1 protein-coding gene is annotated in these 282 nt (G+C 41.5%); it reads right to left on the bottom strand.

What is annotated here, in order from left to right; genetic code table 11:
• Positions 1–77: 77 nt before the first annotated feature.
• Positions 78–282: hypothetical protein (locus A3738_RS10060; RefSeq protein ID WP_156504178.1), on the bottom strand; the 205-nt coding region annotated here is incomplete at its 5' end.

Genomic DNA, 282 nt, shown 5'->3' with positions numbered 1-282 from the left:
TAGAAACCCAGTTTTCATTGCTAGACATCATTTTCTCTCTTATATCATTCGTTCTTAATTCGTTAGAGGCTTATGTATTAAGCCAAAGCATCTTCAGCAAGGGCTTTATCCGTCGCAATCAGATCACCTGATTGTTTTTCTTGCTCTGTTGCTGGACGAATTTGATCTCTTTCTTGAACAAATACGATGTTAGGATCAGTCGCATCAGCCGCGTTTACGAACTGACGGAAGCGCTTACGCGACTCTTCATTTTCAACTGCCGTTTTCCACTCACACTGATAG

It is taken from the genome of Oleiphilus sp. HI0066 (assembly GCF_001635725.1).
Note: the sequence above shows the minus strand (reverse complement) of the source record. Positions and strands in the feature narration are given on the sequence as shown.